Annotated in this window: 19 protein-coding genes; 14 read left to right on the top strand and 5 right to left on the bottom strand. The window is 62.6% G+C overall.

All coding sequences use genetic code 11. The features are described 5' to 3' along the window. Positions 1 to 14: 14 nt before the first annotated feature. Complete coding sequence (locus tag ACS5Q8_RS15380) at positions 15 to 302, bottom strand: hypothetical protein (protein WP_276193179.1); 288 nt, start codon at positions 300 to 302, stop codon at positions 15 to 17. Between the two features lie 283 nt (positions 303 to 585). Here ACS5Q8_RS15380 and ACS5Q8_RS15375 point away from each other — a divergent pair, with 283 nt between their 5' ends. From ACS5Q8_RS15375 to ACS5Q8_RS15365, 3 genes are all read left to right on the top strand, one after another. Further along, the gene (locus ACS5Q8_RS15375) at positions 586 to 1533 is read left to right on the top strand and encodes a hypothetical protein (protein WP_465159103.1); all 948 of its coding nucleotides are present in this window, start codon (positions 586 to 588) and stop codon (positions 1531 to 1533) included. Next, positions 1523 to 1912, top strand: coding sequence for a hypothetical protein (locus ACS5Q8_RS15370; RefSeq protein WP_276193177.1), 390 nt, complete (start codon positions 1523 to 1525; stop codon positions 1910 to 1912). The genes ACS5Q8_RS15375 and ACS5Q8_RS15370 overlap by 11 nt, the downstream gene beginning before the upstream one ends. A gap of 170 nt (positions 1913 to 2082) precedes the next feature. Further along, complete coding sequence (locus ACS5Q8_RS15365; RefSeq protein WP_465159102.1) at positions 2083 to 2472, top strand: hypothetical protein; 390 nt, start codon at positions 2083 to 2085, stop codon at positions 2470 to 2472. 86 nt (positions 2473 to 2558) lie between these two features. Here ACS5Q8_RS15365 and ACS5Q8_RS15360 read toward each other — a convergent pair whose 3' ends face one another. The 3 genes from ACS5Q8_RS15360 to mexE are packed head-to-tail and all read right to left on the bottom strand — an operon-like array spanning position 2559 to position 8407. Further along, positions 2559 to 3974: an efflux transporter outer membrane subunit gene (locus ACS5Q8_RS15360; protein WP_426099875.1), complete on the bottom strand. Its 1416-nt coding sequence runs from the start codon at positions 3972 to 3974 to the stop codon at positions 2559 to 2561. Beyond that, positions 3971 to 7150: an efflux RND transporter permease subunit gene (locus ACS5Q8_RS15355; RefSeq protein ID WP_276193173.1), complete on the bottom strand. Its 3180-nt coding sequence runs from the start codon at positions 7148 to 7150 to the stop codon at positions 3971 to 3973. The genes ACS5Q8_RS15360 and ACS5Q8_RS15355 overlap by 4 nt, the downstream gene beginning before the upstream one ends. A gap of 15 nt (positions 7151 to 7165) precedes the next feature. Beyond that, a complete protein-coding gene (gene mexE / locus ACS5Q8_RS15350) occupies positions 7166 to 8407 on the bottom strand; it encodes a multidrug efflux RND transporter periplasmic adaptor subunit MexE (protein WP_276193172.1) in 1242 nt (413 codons plus the stop codon). Positions 8408 to 8768: 361 nt separating this feature from the next. Here mexE and ACS5Q8_RS15345 point away from each other — a divergent pair, with 361 nt between their 5' ends. The 3 genes from ACS5Q8_RS15345 to ACS5Q8_RS15335 are packed head-to-tail and all read left to right on the top strand — an operon-like array spanning position 8769 to position 11331. Continuing rightward, positions 8769 to 9203: a nuclear transport factor 2 family protein gene (locus tag ACS5Q8_RS15345; RefSeq protein WP_247408599.1), complete on the top strand. Its 435-nt coding sequence runs from the start codon at positions 8769 to 8771 to the stop codon at positions 9201 to 9203. After that, entirely contained in the window at positions 9200 to 10669 is a 1470-nt protein-coding gene (locus ACS5Q8_RS15340; protein ID WP_465159101.1) for an FAD/NAD(P)-binding protein, read from the top strand. The genes ACS5Q8_RS15345 and ACS5Q8_RS15340 overlap by 4 nt, the downstream gene beginning before the upstream one ends. Further along, entirely contained in the window at positions 10666 to 11331 is a 666-nt protein-coding gene (locus ACS5Q8_RS15335) for a glutathione S-transferase family protein (protein WP_443694180.1), read from the top strand. The genes ACS5Q8_RS15340 and ACS5Q8_RS15335 overlap by 4 nt, the downstream gene beginning before the upstream one ends. On the opposite strand, the gene ACS5Q8_RS15330 is transcribed toward ACS5Q8_RS15335, so the two are convergent. Next, positions 11306 to 12067: an ArsR/SmtB family transcription factor gene (locus tag ACS5Q8_RS15330; protein WP_247406470.1), complete on the bottom strand. Its 762-nt coding sequence runs from the start codon at positions 12065 to 12067 to the stop codon at positions 11306 to 11308. The two genes, ACS5Q8_RS15335 and ACS5Q8_RS15330, sit on opposite strands and share 26 nt — an antisense overlap. A 139-nt stretch (positions 12068 to 12206) precedes the next feature. Between ACS5Q8_RS15330 and ACS5Q8_RS15325 the strand changes: the two genes are divergently transcribed. The 8 genes from ACS5Q8_RS15325 to feaR all read left to right on the top strand — a co-directional run bounded on the left by ACS5Q8_RS15325 (position 12207) and on the right by feaR (position 21970). Further along, positions 12207 to 13580 (top strand): MFS transporter, encoded by a 1374-nt coding sequence (locus tag ACS5Q8_RS15325; RefSeq protein WP_465159100.1) that lies wholly within the window; start codon positions 12207 to 12209, stop codon positions 13578 to 13580. Between the two features lie 96 nt (positions 13581 to 13676). Continuing rightward, positions 13677 to 15017: a lysine N(6)-hydroxylase/L-ornithine N(5)-oxygenase family protein gene (locus ACS5Q8_RS15320; RefSeq protein WP_465159099.1), complete on the top strand. Its 1341-nt coding sequence runs from the start codon at positions 13677 to 13679 to the stop codon at positions 15015 to 15017. A 16-nt stretch (positions 15018 to 15033) separates the two neighbouring features. Continuing rightward, entirely contained in the window at positions 15034 to 15387 is a 354-nt protein-coding gene (locus tag ACS5Q8_RS15315; RefSeq protein WP_276193164.1) for a cupin domain-containing protein, read from the top strand. Continuing rightward, a complete protein-coding gene (locus ACS5Q8_RS15310) occupies positions 15384 to 16508 on the top strand; it encodes an NAD(P)/FAD-dependent oxidoreductase (RefSeq protein WP_465159098.1) in 1125 nt (374 codons plus the stop codon). The genes ACS5Q8_RS15315 and ACS5Q8_RS15310 overlap by 4 nt, the downstream gene beginning before the upstream one ends. A gap of 4 nt (positions 16509 to 16512) precedes the next feature. Continuing rightward, complete coding sequence (locus ACS5Q8_RS15305) at positions 16513 to 18135, top strand: methionine--tRNA ligase (RefSeq protein ID WP_276193162.1); 1623 nt, start codon at positions 16513 to 16515, stop codon at positions 18133 to 18135. Continuing rightward, entirely contained in the window at positions 18128 to 19252 is a 1125-nt protein-coding gene (locus ACS5Q8_RS15300) for an NAD(P)/FAD-dependent oxidoreductase (RefSeq protein ID WP_465159097.1), read from the top strand. The genes ACS5Q8_RS15305 and ACS5Q8_RS15300 overlap by 8 nt, the downstream gene beginning before the upstream one ends. Positions 19253 to 19439: 187 nt before the next feature. Next, positions 19440 to 20780: an ABC transporter substrate-binding protein gene (locus ACS5Q8_RS15295; protein WP_276193160.1), complete on the top strand. Its 1341-nt coding sequence runs from the start codon at positions 19440 to 19442 to the stop codon at positions 20778 to 20780. Between the two features lie 248 nt (positions 20781 to 21028). After that, on the top strand, positions 21029 to 21970 hold the full coding sequence (feaR, locus tag ACS5Q8_RS15290; RefSeq protein ID WP_276193159.1) for a transcriptional regulator FeaR: 942 nt from the start codon (positions 21029 to 21031) through the stop codon (positions 21968 to 21970). Positions 21971 to 22024: the final 54 nt, after the last annotated feature.

Here is a 22024-nt window from a genome sequence, read left to right as displayed (position 1 = left end):
GCCATTGCAGCGGTTCAGCGCAGGGCGGAGTAAGGCTCTGGTAGACAGATCATGGTTTTCGCCCTGGCAATTTGTGCAGGTGCATCTTTCGGCGGCCAAAGACCTTCAGCGTAATAACGCGCTCTTAGCCGCCCACGCTCTACTCGGCGACGTTCGTCTTCAAGCGCCTGCGCAGTTTCAAACCCGCGCAGGCGTTTGACTTGGAAAAGATCGCCAATCTCGCAGCGCCAGACACCGGGTAATTGACCAGGCTCTCCTTCTGTGAGCGGCGGACAACTGAGTGTCGTGAGTTCATAAAGCATCGAATACCTCGCAATTCAAGCCCAAAAGACCCAGCCCAATATTGAATGAAATACGTTAGTTGGGATGGCTGTTAGGAAGTGTCTGATGGCGATTGGTAAGCGATGAGTAGTCCATTTCCCAAATTGATCAGCGCAGTGCGAATTCATCGGGTAAATCCGCGACAGCGCTTGAGCCATTAATTAGATTACGACGCCATCTTCATTCAATCAGGAATGCACGTATGGCAAGCAATACGCCCACATCAACCGGCTCCCTTCGCCCACTGCTGCTGAGAGGTTTTTAATGTCTCAGCCTTACGCGTTCATCAATGATTGGCAACAAACCTCCGTTGAACTCAAGGCAAGATTGCGCTTGAGCCAGCACGCCGAAGCCAAGTTCGAGAGGCTCAATACGCATATCCGAAACGTCGTGGTGCTGCCGGGGCAGTTGGTCATCATCGGTGATGACTCCACGGCGTTGTGCAAGCCGGAAGAGCATCTGCTGATGCAATCCGCCTGGCGTATCCGCCACAGCGTGATGGCCGAAGGGGGAGATGCCTTTGCCTTGCAAAACTACGACTTGCTGCAGAAACTGCTGGGCTACGCGTCGCTCGGTATCGGCACGGCGGGGGATGCTTGGAACCGCCACTTGAAGGCGATCGTCAAAACCCTGGAAGAAATCGATGCCCTGCATAAACAGGCGTTGCGCCGAGGCGGTGGCGCAGCGCGGGATGAGTTTTTGGCGCGTCGCCAAACGCTGTTCAAAAAACTGGAAGCACAGATGCGCGGGTTCGCCCGTTATGGCACGGGTTTGCGTAATGAAGGTTCGATCAAGAAAATGCTCGGTATTTCCACCAAGAGTTATCTGCACACCGGGGAGATCAGTCGATATGCCGAGAGGATTGCGCGGATTTCCAGGGTGGCGAAAGTGCTCAAGGCTGGGACGCCGTTGGGGATTGCGTTGAGCGCTGCGTCCACTGGGCTGGAGATCAAGGAAGCATGTTCCACGGCGAGGGAAGAGCAGTGCAGGAAGGCGAAATATGTGGAAGTGAGCAAGCTAGGAGGAGGGGTTCTGGGGGGGATGGCAGGTGGGTCTATGGCGACAGCTTTATGCTTCACCGTACTACTCCCTACAACTGGGCCGGCATCATTGAGTTGCCTGTTAATCGCAGGTGGGACCTTGGGCGCGGTTGGGGGCAGATTTGGGGGTGCGTTCGGCGAGTATGTAGGAGAGAAAATTTATGAATATTGACCACTTATTCAATCATCCTCAGAAGATCTGGTTTGATGCGAGCATCATGTTTATTGCTCTTGTTTTCGACGTAGTAGGCATTTTTCTGATGTATCGACGATTGGATGAAATGGAGGACCGTTTAAATAAATGCAGCCTTGTCACTTCTAACAAACGGTTCTGGGGCGATTCGATACGAGGAAGAATGATTCGACTGTGTGCCGTCATCTCAGCGGTTGCCATGCCGTGGTGGAACATAAAGCGCGGTACCGTGGATCGGCAGCAAGTTCAGGATTTTCCTCGCGGCCTCAAGCGCGTACTTCAGGGGATGACCATTGGAGGCTTGATTTTTATAACGGTTGCCATATCCGACACATTGTATAAATGGCTAACACGCTGATCGGTGACAAAAAAAGCCCCGTGATCAAACGGACCACGGGGCTAACCATTGGCTGGGTGCGACCAACCAAAAGAACTCTTTACATTATTTGGCGCTGACGGGGGGAACCGCAGGCGCTGTAGGGGGCAGTTATGGGAGTTAGCTCGGTGAGTAAGTAGGAGAGAAACCATATGAGTATTGATTATTTTATTTATCGTCCGTTGAAACTCTGGTTTGATTTGGCTTTGTTTTTTTGGGTCTTCATCGCCTTTGTGGTTTTGATATACCTGGCTTATCGAAGACTCGACGAAATGGAAGATCTTCTAAACAAATGCAGTCTTATCACACCCAATCAACGTGTTTGGGGCAATTCGATTCGAGGAAGAATGATTCGACTATCTGCCGTCGCCGCAGCGGTTGTTCTACCAACGTGGAATGTAAAACGAGGTGCAGTGGATTGGCAGCAGGTGCAAGCCTTTCCTCGTAACCTCAAGCGATTGCTTCAGGGAACCCTGCTTGTTGGAGTGCTTTTTCTAATGAGCGCCACCGCTGACATCTTGTATAAGTGGCTACATCAGTAACTGCGACATAAAAAAAAGCCCCGCGACCAAACGGACCACGGGGCTAAAAATTGGCTGGATGCGACCAACCAAAGGAGCTCTTTACATCACTTGGCGGTAGCGACGACGGTGTCCGGCTGCCAGCCGCCCCCCAACGCCTTGTAGATCGCCACAATCCCGCGATACAGATCAACCTCGGCTTGGGCCTGGGAGTCTTCGGCGGCCAGGCGTTCGCGTTGGGCGTCGAGCAGCACGAGGAAGTCCACGGTGCCTTCGCGGTAGCGGATCGCGGCGAGGTCGGCGGCGGCGCGGCTGGATTCGCTTTGGCGGATCAGCGCAACCAGGCGCTGCTGACGCTTGCCGTAGTCGCTGAAGGCGTTCTCGGATTCTTCCAGCGCCAGCAGCACTTGCTGCTCGTAGTTGGCCAAGGCGCCATCGGCCTCGGCATCGGCGCCGCGCAAGCGCGCACGCACGCTGCCCAGGTCAAACGCGGCCCAGGTGATGCTCGGGCCAAGGGCCCAGGCATTCGCTGCCGATGAGCCGATCTGCGAACCGCGCCCGGCGGTGAAGCCGAGAAAGCCGCTGAGGCTGACCCGGGGGAACAGGTCGGCCTTGGCCACGCCGATGCGCGCGGTGGCGGATGCCAGTTTGCGTTCGGCACTCAGAATGTCCGGGCGCCGTTGCAGCAGTTGCCCCGGATCGCCGATCGGCAAGGCCTTGGCAATCGCCGGCAAGTCTTTCGGGCTCAGGTCCACGCTCAGCTTGTCGGGGCGCTGGCCGAGGAGGGTGGCGATGCGGTTACGCTCGCGCACTTGTTCGGCTTGCAGTTGCGGCACGCTGGCTTCCACCGCTGCGAGGCGGGCGTCGGCACGTTCCACGTCGAGTTGGTCGCCCACACCGGCATCGCGCAGGCTGACGGTGATGGTGCGTGACTCCTGCTGGTTCTTCAGGTTGTCCAGGGCGATGCGCTCACGCAGTTGCGCGCCGCGCAGTTGACCGTAGGCGTCCACCAGTTCGGCAATCATCGTGACTTGCAACTGGTACAGGTCGGCTTCGGCGGCCTGCTGGTCGGCATCGCTGGCTTCCAGGTTGCGCTGGATGCGGCCGAACAGGTCCAGCTCCCAGGCCATGTCCAGGCCCAGGTCATAACGCTCGCTGTTGACGCGCTGGGTGGTCTGGCCGGGGATTTGCCCCTTCCCCACGTCACTGCTGACGCGGCTGGTGATGGTTGGCATCGCATCATTGCTGGCGTCATCGCGGATCGCCCGAGCCGACCGCAGGCGGGCAAACGCCACGCGCAGGTCGCGGTTACCGCTCAGCGACTGGCTCACCAACTGGTTGAGGGTCGGGTCGTCGAACTGCTGCCACCAGATGCCTTCGAATTTGCCATGGTCGTACCGTTTGGCATCGGCGGCGGCCGTAATATTGGCCGCCTCCGGGGTCTGGGTTGTGTAGTCCGGGCCTACGGCACAGGCGCTCAGCGCCAGGACCAGCAAGCTCGGCAGAAAGACTTTCACACTCATTGCTGTGTCTCCAGCTTCAAGGCCTTGGCCGCTTTGCGCGCTTCGCTGCGCTCGACATGGCGACGGATCAGTACGTAGAACACCGGCGTCAGCAACAGACCGAAGAAGGTCACCCCGATCATCCCGGAGAACACCGCCACGCCCATGGCATGGCGCATCTCGGCACCGGCACCGCTGGACAGCACCAGGGGCACCACACCCATGATGAACGCGAACGAGGTCATCAGGATCGGCCGCAGCCGCAGACGGCAGGCTTCCAGCACCGCGGCGAGCGGGTCGAGGCCTTCCTGCTGTTTATCCTTGGCGAACTCGACGATCAGAATCGCGTTCTTACAGGCCAGGCCCACCAGCACGATCAGGCCGATCTGGGTGAAGATGTTGTTGTCGCCACCCGAAATGATCACCCCGGTGATGGCCGACAGCAGCGTCATCGGTACGATCAGGATCACCGCCAACGGCAGGCTCCAGCTTTCGTATTGGGCGGCCAGTACCAGGAACGCCAGCAACACGCAGAGCGGGAACACGAACAGCGCGGTATTGCCCGAGAGGATTTGCTGATACGTCAGGTCGGTCCACTCGTAGGTCATGCCGTTGGGCAGTTCATCTTTCAGCAGTTTTTCAATTGCAATCTGGGCCTGGCCGGAGCTGTAGCCCGGCGCGGCGTTGCCGTTGATTTCTGCGGTGATGAAGCCGTTGTAGTGCATCACGCGGTCCGGGCCCGAGGTGTCGCTGACCTTGATGAAGGTCGCCAGCGGGATCATCTCGCCTTTGTTGTTGCGCACTTTCAACTGGCCGATCTGGTCTTCATCCTGGCGGAACTGCTGCTCAGCCTGCACGTTGACCTGGTAGGTGCGACCGAAGCGGTTGAAGTCGTTGGCATACAACGAGCCCAGGTAGATCTGCAGCGTGTCGAAAATGTCGCTGATCGCCACGCCGTGGGTCTTGGCCTTTTCGCGGTCGATGGCGGCATCGACCTGGGGCACGTTGACCGTGTAGCTGGTGAACAGGCCGAACAGTTCCGGCGTGGTGCGGCTCTTGGTGATGATGTTCTGCACTTCTTTGTACAGTTCTTCGTAACCCAGGTTGCCACGGTCTTCGATCTGCAGGCGGAACCCGCCGATGGTGCCCAGGCCCTGTACCGGCGGCGGTGGGAAGATCGCCATGTAGGCTTCCTGGATGTCGCTGTACTTGCCGTTCAGCGCACCGGCAATCGCACCGGCGGACATGCTCGGGTCTTTACGCTCGTCGAACGGTTTGAGGGTCACGAACACGATGCCGCTGTTCGGGCTGTTGGTGAACCCATTGATCGACAGGCCCGGGAAGGCCACGGCGCTTTCCACGCCCGGCTGTTTCAGCGCGATGTCGGACATGCGCTTGATCACGTCTTCGGTGCGGTCCAGGCTCGCGGCGTCCGGCAATTGGGCGAAAGCCACCAGGTATTGCTTGTCCTGGGCCGGTACGAAACCGGTCGGTGTGTGGGCAAAACCGAACCACGTCAGCACCATCAGGCCGGCGTACAGGAACAGCGCGATGCCGCTGCCGCGAATCACCCGGCGCACGGTGCCGACGTAGCCATGGCTGGCTTTCTCGAAGAAGCGGTTGAACGGCCGGAACAACCAGCCCCCCAACAGCTTGTCGAGCACCTTGGAGAAGCGATCCTTCGGCGCGTCATGGCTGCGCAGCAACACGGCGGCCAGGGCAGGCGACAAGGTCAGCGAGTTGAAGGCCGAAATCACCGTCGAAATCGCAATGGTCAAGGCGAACTGCTTGTAGAACTGCCCGGTCAAGCCGCTGATAAAGGCCGCCGGAATGAACACCGCACACAGCACCAATGCCGTGGCGATGATCGGCCCGGTCACTTCGCTCATGGCCTTTTCAGTCGCCTGGAACGGCGCCAGGCCCAGCTCGATGTTGCGCTCGACGTTCTCCACCACCACGATGGCGTCGTCCACCACGATGCCGATGGCGAGTACCAGGCCGAACAATGACAGCGCGTTGAGCGAGAAGCCGAACAGGTGCATCACCGCAAACGTACCGATCAGCGAGACCGGCACTGCCACCAACGGAATGATCGAGGCGCGCCAGGTCTGCAGGAACAGGATCACCACCAGCACCACGAGGATCAGCGCTTCGAACAGGGTATGCACCACCGCTTCGATGGAGCCGCGCACGAAGATGGTCGGGTCGTAGACGATGCTGAAGTCCATGCCTTCGGGGAAGTTCTTCTTCAGCTCCGCCATCTTGTCGCGCACTTCGTTGGAGATCTGGATCGCGTTGGAACCCGGGCGCTGGAAGATCGGGATCGCCACGGCCGGCTGGTTGTTGAGCAACGAACGCAGGGCGTATTGGCTGGAACCCAGCTCAACCCGCGCAATGTCCTTGAGGCGCGTGATTTCACCGTTATCGCCGGAGCGAATGATGATGTTCTCGAACTCTTCTTCAGTGACCAGGCGACCCTGCGTGTTCACCGACAACTGGAAGCTGGTGGCATTCGGTGCAGGCGGCGCACCCAGCGCACCGGCGGCCACTTGACGGTTCTGCTCGCGAATCGCGGTCACCACATCGGTGGCGGTCAGGTTACGCGACGCGGTCTTGTTCGGGTCCAGCCAGACGCGCAGGGAGTAGTCGCCCATGCCGAATAGCTGCACATCACCCACACCGCCCAGGCGCGCCAACTCATCCTTGATGTTGAGCAAGGCGTAGTTGGACAGGTAGAGCATGTCGTAGCGCTGATCCGGGGAGGTCAAATGCACCACCATGGTCAGGTCGGGGGAGGCCTTGTCCACGGTGATACCGATGCGGGTCACTTCCTCGGGCAGTTTTGGCTGCGTGCGCGTCACACGGTTTTGCACCTGCACCTGCGCGTTGTCCAGGTCGGTGCCCAGGGCGAAGGTGATGGTCAGGGTCAGTTTGCCGTCGGCGGTCGACTGCGAGGACATGTACAGCATGTTCTCGACGCCGGTAATGGCCTGTTCCAGCGGCGCCGCCACGGTTTCACCGATGACTTTGGGGTTGGCGCCAGGGAAGTTGGCGCGCACCACCACGGTCGGCGGCACCACTTCCGGGTATTCGCTGATCGGCAGTTGGAACAGCGAGATCGCGCCGGCGATCAGGATCAACAGCGAGAGCACTGCTGCGAAGATCGGCCGCGAAATGAAGAACTTGGAAAAATTCATCTTGAGTCGTATCCCTTAACCGCGTGGAGTCGCGACAGCTGCGAGCTTGGGCGCGGTTTTTGAAGGCGCCACTTGCTCCAGGTTGCTGGCTTCAAGCGCTTGTCGTTGTTGGGCCAAGGCGGCGAGGGTTTCCTTGCTGGCCATCGGGATGGTTTCCGGGGCGACCGGCGCGCCCGGGCGCACGCGCTGCAGGCCCTTGACGATAATGGTGTCGTCCTTGTTCAGGCCGCTGCGCACGATGCGCAAACCTTCGATCTTCGGCCCCAGTTCCACCGAGCGGTAGGCCGGCTTGTCGCCTTCCATCACCAGCACGAACTTCTTGCCCAGGTCGGTGCCGACCGCTTCATCGTTGATCAGTACGGCGGAGTAGGTGCCGCTGCCGACCAGTTTCAGGCGGGCGTACAAGCCAGGGGTGTATTCGCCTTTGCTGTTATCGAATACCGCACGGCCACGGATGGTGCCGGTGGCCGGGTTGACCTGGTTGTCGACGAAGTTCATCTGGCCCAGGTGCGGGTTGCCGGTTTCATTCGACAGGCCCAGGTACACCGGGGTGGTCGCACCACGGCGACCCTGGCGGGCGAGCTCGGTGTACTTGAGGTATACGCGCTCATCGGCATCGAAGTAGGCGTAGACCTTGTCGGTGGAGACCAGGCTGGTCAGCGCGGTGACGTCGGCGGTGACCAGGTTGCCGGCGGTGATCTCGGCACGGCTGGCACGGCCGCTGATCGGCGCGGTGACACGGGTGAAGCTCAGGTTCAGCTTGGCCAGGTCCAACTGCGCCTGGATGCCGGCAACGCCGGCGCGGGCTTCCAGGGCGGCGGTGGTGCGCGAGTCGGCCAGTTCGGCGGAGATCGCATTGCTCTGGCGCAGGCGTTCGCCGCGTTGTGCTTCGTTATCGCTGCGGCTGGCGGCGGCTTTGGTCTGTTGAAGCTGGGCTTCGAGGCGGCGCACCTCGGCCTGGAACGGGCGTGGGTCGATCTGGAACAGCAAGTCGCCTTTCTTCACGAGGGCGCCTTCGGTGAAGGCCACCTGATCGATCTGGCCGGACACCCGTGGACGGATCTGCACGGTTTCCGGTGCTTCCAGGCGACCGGTGAATTCGTCCCACTCGTTGACCGGTTGTTCAAGCACCTTGGCCACGCTGATTTTTGCAGGAGGCATGGCGGCCGCTTGGTCCGGGGTTTTGCCGCACGCGCTCATCACCGCCACGGCTAGAATCGCCAGGGGCAAGCGCAAGTGTTTGAGTGTCTGTTCCATGAGGTGCATCCGCCAATGTATTTGAGATGGGCGGATCATGCGCGGCGAGGTGCTAGGTCACGAATCGAATGAAGCAAAGATAACTATCATTCGGAATGATATAAGCGCGGGATGAGCCCTCTAGACTGCGGGTTTCATTAGGCAGCTATCAATATCCTTGATGACAACGGTGTGTTGCGCAGGCGCCAGGAACGTCGCGATGCCTACGCGGTGTTGTCAGTCGCCAACCGCCCAGGTCGTAATCCTCAAGCACCTCGCACGGCATGCCTGACACTTCGGGCCAGGTCGAAGCATGGCCGGGTGGCAATTCCTTACACTTGCGGTTTCTATTAGCCGTTGTGCTGCCACGCGAGGAAACGCCATGACTTCGTCCATCGATCCCGGTCTGCTGGCTATTTATGAAGCCTGGCACGCCACCGTTTGTGCCGGCGACCTGGCGGCTACGGCGGCGTTGTATGCCGAGCAGGCGGTGTTCGAAACGCCGCTGGTGCTGGCGATCTACCCCGACCACGGCAGCGGGGTGCTGGTGGGCCGAGGGGTGATCCAGCGGTTTATGGAAGACAGCAAGCGCCGCTTTCCCAATGACCTGGCTGAGTGGTATCGCAGCGACAAGGCCTTCATCAATGGCCGCAATCTGACGTGGGAATACCCGCGCAAGACGCCGACGGGGGAGCAGGTCGACCTGATGGAAATGATGGAGATTGAAAACGGCTTGATCACTTGCCACCGCGTGTATTGGGGCTGGTATGGCGTGCGCTTGCTGGCGCCGGTACTGGCGAAGGCGCAAGCGCTGTGAACCCGCGTGCGACGGTTGCGATCATTGGCGGGTCGGTGACCGGCGTCGCGGCGTTTATCCAATTGGTGCGCAGCGGAAACGCCCGGCGTATCGACATCATCGATCCCGAGGGGCTGGCTCAGTCGATTGCCTTCAACGCCGGTGAGGCCACGCTGTTGTGCAATACCTCGGTGCAGACCCTGTCGGTGCTGGACGATGAGCCGCACGACTTTCAGCGCTACCTCCAGGCGCAGGGCATCGACGCCGGCGAAGACGCGTTTGTGCCACGGGCCTGGGTGTCGGGTTACCTCAAGCAACGCTACGCCGAGTACCGCGATGTGGCGCAGGCCCGGGGCATCGAGCATCGGGTCGTGCGTGCAACGGTGCGACGTATCCAGCCGGTCGCGCGCAGCGACTATCGCCTGGTGCTGGATGATGGGAGCGACCTGCGCGCCTGTGCGGTGCTGGTCTGCACCGGCAGTGCCGCGCCGTTCGTACCGCCGCTGGTCAGCCCGCATGCCGGTGCGCCGGGGATTTTCTCGACGCCATACCCGACCAAGGCCTGGTTGGACAGCCTGGGGAAACCGTCACGGGTCTTGGTGCTGGGCAGTCGTCTGTCGGCGGTCGACAGCGTGTTGCTGCTCTGCGGCGCGGGGCATCAGGTGCTGATGGCGTCGCCTTCCGGGCGTTTGCCCGGCGTGCGCACGGCCACCCCCAGGCGTTGTGCGGTGGCCCTGGATGAAACGCGATTCGCCCGCCTGGACCTGGAAAACCCCAAGCTGTACTGGCACTTGCTGCGCATCGTTGCGCGGTCGGCCAAGGCGATCAGTGGCCGCTCGCTGCGCGAACAAGTCGATCGCAGCGTGGAGCCCACCCAGCGCCTGCGCGGCGAAGTCGCCTTGGCCCGACGGGGCGCGACGGACTGGCAGAACCTGTTGGTGCAGTGCATGGACATGGCTGACGTAAAACTGCGCGCGGCACCGCCGGCGGTGCGCATGGCGGCGCTGCAGAACTGTTGGGAGGCGGTCGGGCGTTACCTGTTCGCGGTGCCCTTGCAGACCGCAACCACGTTGCTGCGCCTGATCGACGAAGGGCGCCTGCAACTGGCCGCGCACGTGCCGACAACCCTTGAGTGGCAAGGCCAATGGCAGGTTCACGACGCCCACGGGCACATCGAGGCGGTGGATGCGGTGGTGTGCGCCACCGGCTTTCATAAACAGTTTTTCCATGCCACCCGCGACGGCCTTGAGCTGCAGGTATCACCGACAACGCCGTGTACGCCGCCCTATGTGTCGCCGCAGTTGCAGGTCAGCCTGCCCGGCGGCGAGGCGCCGGAAAACATCTGGCTGCTGGGCGTGGCCTCCTACCTGGCGGCGCCGATGGTCAATTCGGTGTACCAATCGGTGCGCCAGGCCCGCGAGGTGGTGATGCTGCTCGCCGAGCACCCTTCATTCATCGACAACCACGCAACCGAGGCAGTGGCATGAAAGTGTATGGCGACAGAGGTTCGAGCAATACCCGGCGAGTACTGACCACCGCCGCTTACCTGGGGCTTGAGGTCGAATTCGTGTTCCTCGACCTGTTCAATGGCGAGAACCGCACGCCGGCGTACCTGGCGCTCAACCCCAACGGCACGATCCCGACCTTTGTCGACGGCGACGTGGTGCTGTTCGAAGCCTCGGCGATCATGATTTACCTGGCCGAACAGGCCGGTTCGTCATTACTGCCCGCAGGCAATGCCAAGTACGAAACGCTCAAGTGGATGTTCTGGGCCGCCGAGCATTTTCGCCGTGGGCCCACCGTGCTGATCGAGCAGCGGTTCATGGACCGCCTCAAAGGCCGCGCCGAAAACCCGACCCTGGTGGCCGACGCGCTGCAGGCGATCCACCGTTATACGGCCGTGCTCGACGGGCACTTGCGCACCCGGCGCTTTGTCGTGGGCGACGCGTTGAGCCTGGCGGACATCGACCTGGCGGCCCCGCTGAGTCATATCCCGCGCACCCAAGCACCGTTCCTGGAATATCCCCATGTGGCGGCCTGGTACGCGCGGATCAATGCGCTTGCCGCCTGGCAGCAGAGCGGGGCGGCCCAGGAGCGCCGGATCGCCGAAATCGAGCGGCTGTTCAGCTCGCAACGGGTGCCGGCATAAGGGTTTTCCTGGCCGGGGTCACGGCATGCAGCGGCGCTTCGAGATGACGCAGATGCTCAATCCCTAAATGCAGCTTGAATGCACGCCAGCCCGGGCTGGTTACATACACCGCACGTGAGCCGACGGTTCGACGCAGCCAACCCTGCTGGCAGAAAGTCTCCAGCAGGTGGGTGCCGAGCGGCCCGGCGATGTGGTGTTGGCGTTCGGTCCAATCCAGGCAACGGCGGGCCTGGACGTGGTCGTGCAAGCATGGCTCGCCGGCCTGCGGGTTGAGTGACTGCAGCCACTCGATGCCGCACCGGGTGAGCACGTATTCGCGCTCGTTACGCTCAAGGATAAAACCCTGTTGCAGCATGCCTTGGGTTACCGCTACGCCGACCTGGCCGGCCAGGTGGTCGTAGCAACACCGGGCAAAACGCAACTCATGAGCCGAACGGTTGGGCAGGCTGCGCCACGAACTGGTTTGCGGCGCGACCGCCGCCAGGCTTTCCAGCACATGGGACACATCGGGACCGGCCAATTGATAGAAGCGGTTGCGGCCCTTGGTCTCGACGGTGAGCAAGCCGCCGTCGAGCAGTTTCGCCAGGTGCGAGCTGGCGGTCTGCGGGGTCACGCCAGCGGCACCGGCCAAGGCACCGGCGGACATTGAACTGCCATCTGCCAGGGTGATCAGGATCACTGCGCGCACGGGCTCGGCGATCAAGTAGGCGATGGATGAGATTTTTGGCTGGGTCATTCCGTCGAACTCCGTGCTGTGCCAAGTCATGTCGATTTTCAGGATGACATAAACATAAACACTTCGACACAGCTCGAAGCGTTTATCCCGGAAAGCTGCATATAGTCTCGCCGCCCCCTTTCAACGGACGCACGCGGTCATGACCCCCAACACCCGCTACCAACGCCAAGTACTGCTTGCGACGAGTCTGAGCTATGTGGTCGTGATCCTCGACACCTCGATTGTCAATGTGGCGGTGGAATCGATTTCCCGCACCTTTGGCTCGGGCATCTCCGGGCTGCAGTGGGTGATCAACGCATACACCCTGACCTTCGCCAGCCTGCTGCTGACGGGCGGCCTGTTGGGCGATCGTTTCGGTGCGAAGAAAATCTACGCGGTAGGCCTCGGCCTGTTCGCCCTGGCCTCGGCCTTGTGCGGCCTGGCCACCGATCTGCCGGAATTGGTCGGTGCGCGGGTCTTGCAGGGGCTGGGCGCCGCGTTGCTGGTGCCGTGCTCGTTGATGTTGATCAATAGCGCTTACCCGCAGACCCACCAACGCGCCGGCGCGATTGGGGTATGGGCCGGCTGCGGTGGCATCGCCATGGCGGCCGGGCCGCTGGTCGGTGGAGTGCTGATCGAGCTGTTCGGCTGGCGCAGCATCTTCTTGATCAACGTGCCGATCGCCCTGGTCGGCGTGTGGCTGACCTCGCGCATCCCGTCTTCCGCACCGTTGGCGCCTGACCGCCACTTGGACATCACCGGGCAATTCGCCGCGATTATTGCGCTGGCGACCTCGGTGGCGGTGCTGATCGAAGGGGCGAAGCTGGGGTGGAACTCCGAATGGGTGTACGCCGGCGTGTTCGTGGCCTGTATTGCCTGGTGCGTGTTCTTCGTGACCGAGAGCCGCCACAAGGACCCGATGCTGCCGCTGCAGTATTTCCGCAACCCGGTGTTCTCGGGGGCGACGCTGCTGTCGCTGGTGTCGGCCCTGGTGTTCTATGGCCTGTTTTTCCTGCTGAGTGTGTATTTCCAGACCGAGCGTGGCTGGTCGCCGCTGGACACCGGGCTGGCCTTCCTGCCGTTGACCGCCATGGTCACCCTGGGCAGCTTCACCTGCGGCCGGCTGACCCGCGCGTATGGCGCCCGCGCCGTGCTGTGTGCGGGGTTTGGCCTGTACACCCTGGGGTTTATCGGCCTGTTCGCCCTGGCCACTGACGCGCCGTACTGGCGTATCGCGCTGTGCTACCCGGCCGTGGGGTTCGGCGCCGGGATTATTACCCCGGCCGCTACCTCCGTGCTGATGAGCGTGGTCGAGCGTGCCAAGGCCGGGGTGGCGGCCGGCACACTCAATGCCAGCCGCCAAAGCGGCTCCGCCTTCGGTGTGGCGATCTTTGGCGCCTTGCTCACGTCGATTCACCCGCTGGGCGAGGCCATCGACGTTGCCGTCAGCGTCGCCATCGGCTTGTCGCTGTTGGCCATGCTGATGGCCGCCCTGGTGTTGAAAGCGCCGGCGGCGCACCCCGTCCAAGGCTGATGCATCTGCACCCGTAAACACGATTGCCAGCCCGTGTTCGTGACATTCGCGAGGCGGTGCTGTACCTGGAAAACATCATCAATAAGGACAACGATCATGAATGCGCGCTCTGCACTTGCAGTTGTCGATATGGCGGGAATCGGCATCGGTCCGGCTAACCTTAGCCTGGCGGCGCTGGCTCAGCCCAAAGCAAGCATTACCGCCGCGTTCTTCGAGCGCAGCAGCGAATTTCAATGGCATGCGGGGATGATGGTGCCCGAGGCCAAGCTGCAGGTGCATTACCTCAAGGACCTGGTCAGCCTGGTGGACCCGTCCAACCCGCTGTCATTCCTCGCTTACCTGGCGCAGAAAAAACAGCTGCTGAGTTTTATCAACGCGCAATTCGAGCAGGTGCTGCGCCGCGAGTTCAACCAGTACTACCGCTGGGCGTGCAGCCAACTGCCGAATCTGCACTTCAACAGCGAAGTGCGCTCGGTGACGTTCGATAACGGCCTGTTCCTGCTCAAGGGTGACACCTGGGTGCAGCCCTCGCGCCACCTGGTGCTGGGCACCGGGCAGCAACCGTCGATCCCGACGTGTGCGCAAGCGCATCTGGGCGATACGCTGTTTCATTCCGCGCAGTACATGACCCGCAAGCGCAGCCTCAAAGACCAGCGCGTGGTGGTGATCGGTGGTGGCCAGACCGGGGCCGAAATCATCCAGCACCTGCTGTCCGACACCGCCGCCTTGCCCGCCAGCGTGACCTGGGTCTCGCGGCGCTGGAATTTCTCGCCGTTGGATGAGTCGCCGTTTACCAACGAGCTCTACACCCCGCAGTACAGCGAGCACTTTTTCGCCCAGCCCGAGGCCGTGCGCCGACCGTTGCTGGCCGAGCAGAAACTGGCGAGCGACGGCATTTCCCAAGGGTTGTTGCAGTCGATTTACCGCCGCCTGTACGAGCTCAAACATGTCTTGCAGCACCCCTGCCAGGTTCGTTTGCTACCGGGGCGTGAGCTGACCGCGATTCACCAGCGCCCCCATCACTGGAGCCTGTCGATGACGCATGGGCACAGCCAGGTGCAGGAGGAACTGAGTGCCGACACGGCGGTGCTGTGTACGGGGTATGCCTACCAGATGCCGGCCTGCCTGGAGGCGCTCGAATCACGGATTACCCGGCGCAACGGTGAGTACGTCTTCAACGATGACTATTCCGTCGCGTGGGACGGCCCGCAGGGCTCTGCCATCTACGTGCAAAACGCCGCCCGCAGCCAGAAAGGCATCGCCGACCCGAACCTGGGCCTGATCCCTTGGCGCTGCGCGAACATCATCAACAGCGTCAGCGGGCAAGCCCTGTACGACCTGGATCAGCCCGAGGCGTTCGTCCAATGGGGCGCCAACGCTGTATTCGACGAGGTCGGCGATGCACGTTTCGATCGCCTGACCGCCCTTGCCAACTAGACCCAGGAGCCCGGTCATGGACCCCATCACACTTGCCCCCAACGGCAATGCCCCGGTGATTCGAGAAACCGAGGAGCGCGTAGCGCAGCCAGGCGTGCGCCTGTACCTGCATCATTTTGCCGGCAAGTTGGCCAACGCGCCGATCCAGTCATCGCGTTTCACCCTCGACCCAGGCAGCGTGACCGACAAAGACAAGCACGCCGTGAACGAAATCTGGTTTATCAGCGGCGGGGAGCTGGACGTCTTCTACGACGGCACCTGGCACGCGGTCAGAAATGGCGAAAGCGTGTATTTCGCGCCCTGGCGGCCGCATTTTGCGCGCAACAACGGCACCACCCAGGTCCAGGTGTTTTCGGTGTGGTGGGCATGAGCATGGAGCAGCACTTCGACCTGGTGATTGTCGGAGGCGGCATCATCGGTGCCTGGGCCTTGCATCATGCGACGCAACGCTATCCGCACTGGCAGATTCTGCTGATCGACCGCTACCGCATCGGCGACGGAGCCACCGCGCATTCGGCGGGCGTGCTGCTGGCCACCGGCCGCTCGGCCCGCGAACGGCGCCTGGCCGGGGAGAGCGCCGCGCTGTATCGGGCGTTGCGTGATCGCCTGGGCATCCGCACCACCCAAGCGCCGGTGTACTGGCTGGCCGAGCACAGCTTTAGCACGCACATCGAGCAGGCCCTGGTCGATGCGCCGGTTCAGCCTGCCGAGCTGTCGGTGCATGATCTGGCCTCACGCCTGGGCGCCTCACTCACGGTGGGCGCGAGCGAAAGCCTGCTGCGTGGCGGCACCGCCGAAAGCTACGAGCCGCCGTTGGTGGCGCGGTTGCTGATCAGCCACAGCCTGGCCAGTGCCCATGTGCGCTGCATCGAAGGCGTGGGCGTGCAGCAGATCGATGCGCTGGGCAGCGGCACGCGCATCACCCTGGCCGACGGCGTCACGCTGCGTGCCCGGCGCACCCTGGTGGCCACGGGGCCCTGGGTCAGCGAGCCGCCGTTCGGCGCGCTTGCCGCGCGCCATGGGCTGCGCGTGAAGAAGGTGGTGGCCTTGCATATCGACGGTGTGCCGCCGGCCAACGCCGCAGCGCTGTTCCTGCCGCAAGCCGACGCGTACCTGATGCCGTTGGCGGCACGTAACCAGTGGCTGTTCAGCTTTCGGTGCGATGAATGGGACGTAGCGCCGCGCAAGCATGCACTGGAAATCAACCGCCACGATATGCAAGTGGCCACGCGCACGCTGGCGCACTACCTGCCCGAGTTGGTGCCACGCTGTCGTGGCGGCCGGGTGTTCTGCGACAGCTACAGCCCCGACGGTGAGTCGCAGGTGAGCGTCGACGCCTCGCAGAATCTGGTGTTTGCCGGCGCTGGCAGCGGCGCCGGTTTCCGCCTGGCGCCGGGCATTGCCCGCGAAGCCCTTGAATTGATTGTCGCCCATTGGCCCGATGCGCCCGCTACCGCCAAACCCACCCTTTCTACTGTTTCGATGGATTGAAAAGATGACCGCTATCGCCGCGCAAACCTTCTTCCTGATGCCCATCCCGCCGACCCCGAACGGCCGGCTGCACCTGGGGCATATCGCCGGACCGTACTTGCGCATGGACATGCTGGGGCGCTACCTGCGCAGCCAGGGCCATCGTGTCGACGTGGTCTCGGCAGTCGACGGCTTTGACTCCTATGTGGTGTGGAAGGCGCTGCAAGAGCAGCGTGCGCCCGAAGCCGTGGTGCGTGACTACCATGCGCAAATCGCCCATGACCTGCGCGCGCTGGATGTCGAGGTCGATGACTTCCTCGACCTGGTGCAAGGCCCCTATGCGCAACAGCATGCGCGCAATGCCCAGCGCACGGTGGAGCGGCTGGTGGCGCTCGGGGTGACGCAAAGCGTGGTCGAACGCGTGCTGTATTGCCCGGACACCCGGCGCTACATGGCGGGTGCCTGGCTGCTGGGGCAATGCCCGTATTGCCGAGCGGGGGCAGGCGGCTACTTTTGCGAAGCCTGCGGCGCACTGTTTCGCCCGGAGGCCATGCTCAACCCGCAACCGCGCATGGGCGATAGCCCGTTGCACTGGGTTGAGGTCGAAAGCCTGTTTCTGAGCGTCGCCCACCCCGAGCAGTTGCTGCAACGCATGGCCGCCTGCGGTGCACCGGCGTCGATCATCGAGGTGATTGCGCGCTTCCTCGAACGCGAAAACGGCCAGGTACGGCTGACCGCACCGGGCGAATGGGGCGTCGCCTGGAGCCCGGACCGCTTTGGCAACCCGCGTGTGTTGTTCGAGTCCGGCTGGGAATATGCGCTGACCTGCGCTGATCGGTCCCAAGAGAACGCCCCCGAGCACGGCCATGCGATGTTGCGCAGCAGCGAGGTGACGACGCTGGTCAGTTTTGGCATCGACAACGCGGTGCTGCTGTTGGCCGGCAGTGTCGCGGTGATGGATGCCTTGCAGGATCACCGGTCGTTTGATTACGTGCTGACCAACTACTTCTACAACCTGCAAGGCGCGAAGTTTTCCACCAGCCGACTGCATGTGGTGTGGGCCGCCGATATCGTCGAAAAGACCCCGGCGACCAGCGACGCCGTGCGTTACTTCCTGAGCCGCGAAAGCCCCGAGCAGGGCGAAACCAATTTCGCCGTGGAGGAGTTTGTCGAGGTGGTCAACGTGGACCTGGCCGGGGCGCTCGACAGTCGTATCGACCTGGCGCTGGGTGCCCTCGATCACGCTCGGGTGCAGTCCATCGACCCTGCGTTGTTGCCGGGCCTGGAGGTGGCTGTCGCCCGGTTGGGACAGGCCTTCCGGTTGAACGCGGTGTCGGTGCGCGAGGCGTGGGCGGTGCTGCATCAGTGGATGCAACGCCCCGACCTGGACGTCACGCAGCCCGGCCACGCCTACCTGTGGCTCAAGGGCCTGGCGTACCTGGCCGCGCCGATCATGCCGCGCCTGGCCGAGTACCTGTGGCAGCGTCTGGGCCATGACGGGTTGCCGCTGATCCAGGCGCTCTATGCGGCCTCGCAGCCTCGGCTGCAGGCCTGGCTGCGCCCGCGCTTTGCGCCGCTGTCGCCGGCTGCATTGGCGCCGTGCTTGCCGGCCAGCGTGGTACTTGCCGGGGCCGCCAGCGATGCATGAGTACGCCGACGTGATCGTGATCGGCGCCGGGACCACCGGCACCAGCGCGGCCTGGCACCTGGCGCGGGCCGGTGCGTCGGTCAGGTTGCTGGATAAAGGCGCGATTGCCAGCGGGTCGTCGGGCGCATCGCCGGGGATCGTGCGCGCTTATTATGCCGACCCCGCGCTCAGTCACCTGGCGGCGCAAGGTGTACGCGCCTATCGCGATTGGCCGCAGCACTATCCCGGCGCATGCGGCTACCAGCGCACAGGGTTCCTGACCGGGATTGCCGAGCTCGCGCAAGCGGCCGCCCAGGCCAACGTCGCCCACCTGCAGGCCGCAGGCGCTGCGCTTGAATGGCTTTGCACTGAGCAGATGCGCGAGCGGGTGCCGGACCTGTACACCGACGGCCTGGCGGGTGCGGTCTACGAACCGGACGTCGGTTACTGCGATCCGCGTCTGACCGCACGCAGCTTTGCCGCCGGTGCGAGCGCGATGGGCGCGGTGATCGAAGAGGGCCGGGCGGTGCGGCGGATTGTGCGCCAGGCCGGACGCGTCATCGGCGTGCAGACTGACAGCGGGTTTATCGCCAGCAGCCACGTGATTAACGCCGCCGGACCGTGGGCCGCCGCATTGGCCGCCGAGTGCCGCGCGCCGCTGCCGATCCACGCCACACGGCACTGCGTGGGCATTGTCGAGGTCTGCGGTGCGGATCAGCCGATGCCGGGCTACTGCGACCGCGACGCCGGCTTCTACCTGCGCCCGGATCGCCCCGGCCGCTACGTGATCGGCGCATTGAGCGGCGCCGAAGGGGCGCCCATCGACCCGGATGCCTTCGACCGCACCTTCAGCGACACGCAGGTGTTGGCCTACCGTGACCGCGCCGCGCAACGCTTGACGCGTCTGCTGGGTGCGCAGCCCATCGGGCGCCGTGTGTCGTTCTTTGACGACACGCCGGATGGTAATCCGCTGCTCGGCCCGGACCCGCGCGTGCCGGGGCTGATGGTCGCGGCAGGGTTGAGCGGGCATGGCTTCAAATTTGCGCCGTTGTTTGGGCAGGCGATTGCGCAGTGGGTGTTGACGGGGGAGATGCCGGCGGCGATGGCGCCGTTTGCGCCGCAGCGGTTTATCGACTGACGGGAAGCGCTCCGGCTGTTGGTGGGGCAACAGCCGTTCAATAAACTGTGCGATTTCGCAGGCCCAGGGCCAACGTAACCTATTGAATTAAAGGGTGTATTGGTTTGGCATGAATTGTGTTGTCAGTCAATTGGCACTGACCCGACAACGGGAGGAATAACCCCCACTTTTCAAAAGAAACCAGACCATGCACAACACCTTGCAACGCACGTTTATCGCCGGCGTGCTGGCAATAGGCACCTTGGGCGGGCTGCTGCCCGCCGTGGCCCAGGCGGCCAATGATCAACAGTTCATCCCGCTGGCGACCTACCGGGTCGGCGCCTATGCCTCCAGCGGCATCCCGTGGTGGGCGGGGGAGATCGACTACTTCCGCTATATCAACGAGGTCGAAGGCGGCGTGAACGGCGTCAAACTGGTCTGGCAGGAGTGTGAGACCGAGTGGAAGACCGACCGCATCATCGAATGCTACGAACGCTACAAGACCGGCCTGGACGGCGCGCCGACCGGCTTCTTTTTCACCCACAGCACGCCGGCGTCCTATGCGCTGATGGACCGTGCCGCTGTCGACCATATCCCGCTGATTGACGGTGCCGGCGGGCGTACCGAGTCGACCGATGGCCGCGTGTTCCCTTATGCCTTCCCGCTGTTGCTCAACTACTACGGCCAGGCGTCGGTGGGGATCAACTACATCGCCCAGCGCGAAGGCGGCCTGGACAAACTCAAGGGTAAGAAGATCGTCACGGTCTACCACGACTCCGCCTACGGACGTGAAACCCAGGCGGCGATGCAATTGCTCGCGCAAAAGTACGGCTTCGAGAATATCCAGATCCCGGTGGCGGACCCCGGCAACGAGCAGTCGACCCAATGGCGGCAGGTGCGCCAGATCAACCCGGACTGGGTGTTCCTGCGCACCTGGGGTGTGTCCACCCCGGTCGGCATCAAGACCGCCGTGCGTTTTGGCATCCCGGTGGACCGCCTGATCGGCGATGTGTGGGCCGGCTCCGAAGCCGACGTGATCCCTGCGGGCACCGCCGCCAAAGGCTACCAGGCGCTGGCGCCATTCCCCGGTGGCGACAACTTTGAGATCCACCGCAAACTCAAGCAGTTCATCCTGGACCCGGGCAAGAGCAACCTCAAAGACCCGAGTTACTTTGGCAAGGTCTACTACAACATTGGCCTGATCAACGCGGCCATTGCCGTCGAAGCCTTACGCACCGGCCAGGCCAAGTTCGGCAACCGTGGGTTGAACGGTGAGGAAACGCGCTGGGCGTTCGAGCATTTGGACATCGACGTCGCTCGCATCAAAGCCTTGGGCCTCGAAGGCTTGCTGGCGCCATTGAAGCTGTCCTGCGCCGACCACGAAGGCGGCGGTTCGGCCCGAGTGCAGCAGTGGGACGGGCAAAAGTGGCTGCTGGTGACCGACTGGGTCCAGGCCGACCGCGCCACCTTGCGCCCGTTGATCGAGGCCAAGTCCGCCGCGTATGCCCAGGAGAAAGGCATCGCGGCGCGTGACTGCGCGGCCGAGTAGCGCCTGGTCAGGCGACGGTGGCCGCGCAAGCCGGTTGAAATCACAGTCACGGTATTGAGCGGGGTGTCGTCCGTCGCCGTCTCGGCAAACGCGGGCATGTCAGCAATCATCCATTAGGCCTGGCACTGGCCCTTGGTATGCGTGCAGCTTCGTAAGCGCTTTGAGAAAAACTGGGGGCGAGTCGCTTGCGCCTGAGCAAGATAGATAATATGTTAACGGTATAACTAAAAATAATCGGTGGAGGGGGTATGCCTGCCTTATTTCACGCTGGCGCTGAGTTCGCCAACTGGAACCGTGACTTGCGTGCGGTGTGCGGTAACTTCAGCACGATGATGTCCGATCAGCACCGCCTGTTTATCGGCAGCGTCCACGGCCAGGATGTCTGTGGTCTCGAAGTGGCGCATATCCGCACCAACGCAGGGTTGATCAGCCGCCACCGCACTCACGGCGATGGCGACGACGATCGACACTGCTTTCTGATCCTCCAGAGCAGCGGCCATCAGCGCATTCGCCAAAAACACCGGGTGCTCGAACTGGGGCCTGAAGACATCGCCCTGGTGGACTCGGCGCAGGCCTTCGAGATCGAACCTCAAGGCTTGGTGCAAAACATCTCGATTCATTTGTCACGCCAGGCAGTCAGCCTGCAACTGAGCCAGCAAGCGCTGTTTGGCAAGCTGGCGCGCAACAGCGTGGCCACTCATATGATTCGCACCTTGGTGCGCTCGCTGGCTGACGTGGAGTTGAGTGAGGGTTATGGCGGCCAAAGCGATGGCCCGGCCTTGGAGCAAGCACTGATCGGTTTGACCGCCGCCGGCCTGGACGAGCGGGCCGAGGGCCAACCCGGTTTCGCCTGCGTGGGCCATGATGATATCTACGGACTGGCCACCCGGCTGGTCGAAGCCTCGCTGCAAGAGACTGAACTGGGCCCTGAATATTTGGCCCGACGCTTGAACGTCTCGGTGCGCCAGCTCTACCGGCTGTTTGAGCAGCGTCACGAGAGTATTGCGCGCTACATCCAGCAACGTCGCTTGGAGCGGGTAGCTCAGGACCTGCGCGCCCAAGACCTGCGGCATGAGTCGATTACGCAAATCGCCTTCAAATGGGGGTTTGTCGACGCCGCGCATTTCAGCCGGGCCTTCAAGCGCCATTTCCAGTACGCCCCTCGGGACTTTCGCCAACACGCCTCCTAAGTGCCGGCCTGGCAGGGAATGCCAAGCGGTTTGGCAGACTCAGTCAAGTCGCAG

The sequence above is a fragment of the Pseudomonas sp. PAMC25584 genome (genome assembly GCF_058135675.1).
Note: the sequence above shows the minus strand (reverse complement) of the source record. Positions and strands in the feature narration are given on the sequence as shown.

Bases quoted from the DNA above. Each gene is read 5' to 3' on its own strand.
- ACS5Q8_RS15380 (WP_276193179.1), bottom strand. From the start codon at position 302: ATGCTTTATGAACTCACGACACTCAGTTGTCCGCCGCTCACAGAAGGA.
- ACS5Q8_RS15375 (WP_465159103.1), top strand. From the start codon at position 586: ATGTCTCAGCCTTACGCGTTCATCAATGATTGGCAACAAACCTCCGTT.
- ACS5Q8_RS15370 (WP_276193177.1), top strand. From the start codon at position 1,523: ATGAATATTGACCACTTATTCAATCATCCTCAGAAGATCTGGTTTGAT.
- ACS5Q8_RS15365 (WP_465159102.1), top strand. From the start codon at position 2,083: ATGAGTATTGATTATTTTATTTATCGTCCGTTGAAACTCTGGTTTGAT.
- ACS5Q8_RS15360 (WP_426099875.1), bottom strand. From the start codon at position 3,974: ATGAGTGTGAAAGTCTTTCTGCCGAGCTTGCTGGTCCTGGCGCTGAGC.
- ACS5Q8_RS15355 (WP_276193173.1), bottom strand. From the start codon at position 7,150: ATGAATTTTTCCAAGTTCTTCATTTCGCGGCCGATCTTCGCAGCAGTG.
- mexE (WP_276193172.1), bottom strand. From the start codon at position 8,407: ATGGAACAGACACTCAAACACTTGCGCTTGCCCCTGGCGATTCTAGCC.
- ACS5Q8_RS15345 (WP_247408599.1), top strand. From the start codon at position 8,769: ATGACTTCGTCCATCGATCCCGGTCTGCTGGCTATTTATGAAGCCTGG.
- ACS5Q8_RS15335 (WP_443694180.1), top strand. From the start codon at position 10,666: ATGAAAGTGTATGGCGACAGAGGTTCGAGCAATACCCGGCGAGTACTG.
- ACS5Q8_RS15330 (WP_247406470.1), bottom strand. From the start codon at position 12,067: ATGACCCAGCCAAAAATCTCATCCATCGCCTACTTGATCGCCGAGCCC.
- ACS5Q8_RS15325 (WP_465159100.1), top strand. From the start codon at position 12,207: ATGACCCCCAACACCCGCTACCAACGCCAAGTACTGCTTGCGACGAGT.
- ACS5Q8_RS15320 (WP_465159099.1), top strand. From the start codon at position 13,677: ATGAATGCGCGCTCTGCACTTGCAGTTGTCGATATGGCGGGAATCGGC.
- ACS5Q8_RS15315 (WP_276193164.1), top strand. From the start codon at position 15,034: ATGGACCCCATCACACTTGCCCCCAACGGCAATGCCCCGGTGATTCGA.
- ACS5Q8_RS15310 (WP_465159098.1), top strand. From the start codon at position 15,384: ATGAGCATGGAGCAGCACTTCGACCTGGTGATTGTCGGAGGCGGCATC.
- ACS5Q8_RS15305 (WP_276193162.1), top strand. From the start codon at position 16,513: ATGACCGCTATCGCCGCGCAAACCTTCTTCCTGATGCCCATCCCGCCG.
- ACS5Q8_RS15300 (WP_465159097.1), top strand. From the start codon at position 18,128: ATGCATGAGTACGCCGACGTGATCGTGATCGGCGCCGGGACCACCGGC.
- ACS5Q8_RS15295 (WP_276193160.1), top strand. From the start codon at position 19,440: ATGCACAACACCTTGCAACGCACGTTTATCGCCGGCGTGCTGGCAATA.
- feaR (WP_276193159.1), top strand. From the start codon at position 21,029: ATGCCTGCCTTATTTCACGCTGGCGCTGAGTTCGCCAACTGGAACCGT.